General features: G+C 52.6%; 3 protein-coding genes. All 3 read right to left on the bottom strand.

Translation table 11 applies throughout. From position 1 onward, the window contains the following. Nucleotides 1–512 (bottom strand): bifunctional ornithine acetyltransferase/N-acetylglutamate synthase (locus ACTHUM_RS13260; protein ID WP_440403084.1); only part of this gene is annotated, 512 nt, incomplete at its 3' end. Between the two features lie 42 nt (nucleotides 513–554). After that, the gene (locus ACTHUM_RS13255; protein ID WP_413231329.1) at nucleotides 555–1,253 is read right to left on the bottom strand and encodes an LrgB family protein; all 699 of its coding nucleotides are present in this window, start codon (nucleotides 1,251–1,253) and stop codon (nucleotides 555–557) included. Continuing rightward, entirely contained in the window at nucleotides 1,253–1,597 is a 345-nt protein-coding gene (locus ACTHUM_RS13250; protein ID WP_107769156.1) for a CidA/LrgA family protein, read from the bottom strand. Before ACTHUM_RS13250 ends, ACTHUM_RS13255 begins: the two co-directional genes overlap by 1 nt. Nucleotides 1,598–1,685 lie beyond the last annotated feature (88 nt).

The following is a 1,685-nucleotide window of genomic DNA, read 5'->3' as shown; positions in this document are numbered from 1 at the left end:
GTGTGTTTTTCGCCGACCAGGCCTGTGCGTGAAGCAGCTTTCGGTACAGTATCCGTCGTCATGATGGCACGCGCCGCGTCCGACCAGAATGCAGGGCGTACTTGCGGCAAAGCGGCCACAATTTTATCCACAGGCAGCGGCTCCAAAATCACGCCGGTCGAAAACGGCATAATCTGATTGGATTGGCAGCCGACCTGTTCTGCCGCCGCCGCGCACACTTTAATCGCGTCCAGACGGCCTTGTGCGCCGGTACCCGCATTGGCATTGCCCGTATTGATGACTAAGGCACACACACCGTCTTGGTCAAACAGATGCGACTTGGCAATATGCACCGGCGCGGCGCAGAAACGGTTTTGCGTAAACACCGCGCCCACCGTATGACCGCCGCCCAACACCATCAGCGTCAAATCGTCGCGGTCTTGTTGCTTGATGCCGGCACGACCTGTAAACAGACGGATGCCGTCGATTTCCAACAATTCGTCTGCACGTTTTTCAGTCAAATTTACAGCCATATCATTTTCTCCTGTTTACACTATTTTCAGACGGCCTAAACGCTATACGCCCAATAAGGGAATCAAGATAGGCACCAATATCGCCGTCAACACGCCGTTGAGCGTCAAGCCCAAACCGGCATATGCGGCCATACGGCGGCCGTATTCCAAAGACGCCGCAATACCCATCGCATGTGAGGCCGTACCCAAAGACATTCCTACTGAAGAAGGCATATACAACGCCCCTTTCAACACTTTATATCCGACCATCTGTCCAAAAAGCCCGGCAATAATCACCGTTGCTGCCGTAATCGCCGGAATACCGCCGATAGACGCCGTGATTTCAATCGCAATCGGATTCGTCACGGATTTAGAAGCCAGCGACAGAATCACTTCGCGCGAAGCGCCCAGCCATTTGGCAAAATACACGCCCGTAACAATACCTGTCACGCTGCCCGCCAACTGCGACAGCACCACCGGCAACCACTGGCTGCGGATACGGTCCCAATTTCGATAAAGCGGCACGGCCAGCAACACGACTGCCGGTTTCAACCAAAAATCAATAAAGTGAGAAGCAGAATGGTACAGCTCGTAATCGATGGCAAATACCTTCAAATACCCCATCAACACCAGCGTACTGATCAATACCGGATTACACAGCACATTCCCCGTGCGCGCCCGAATCTGCACTGCCAAAGCATATACGGCCAAAGTCAGGAACAACATGACCGAGGGCATACGCAACAGCCCGTCTATGTTCATCACATCCACCTCCTGACCCACTCATGCACTTTGCCGGTCACCAACAATACGCAGATCGTACTGCCGATTGTGGCCGTCAAAATCGAAAACCAGTCGTTTGCAATCACGTCCAAATAGCTGATGACGGCCACGCAAGGCGGCACCAAAAACAAAGTCAGGTTCGCCATCAAAATATCTGCCAGCTCTCCCACCCAAGACAATTTGACCCAGCCGGCCTGAAGCGCGGCAAACAGCAAAGCCATGCCGACAATACTGCCCGGCAGCTTCAACCCCAAAATCCAAACGGCCGTCTCGCCCAAAGCCAGGCAACCCAATACCACCAATAAGGCACGAATAATATTCATTAAGCCGGTTTCTCCTTATCCTTTTTCAGACGGCCTCAAAAAATTTATTAATCATTGAATCATATCGTGCCACAGGCCGTCTGAAAAG

The organism is Neisseria sp. P0021.S006 (genome assembly GCF_051956895.1).
This window is presented reverse-complemented; position numbering and strand designations above follow the sequence as displayed.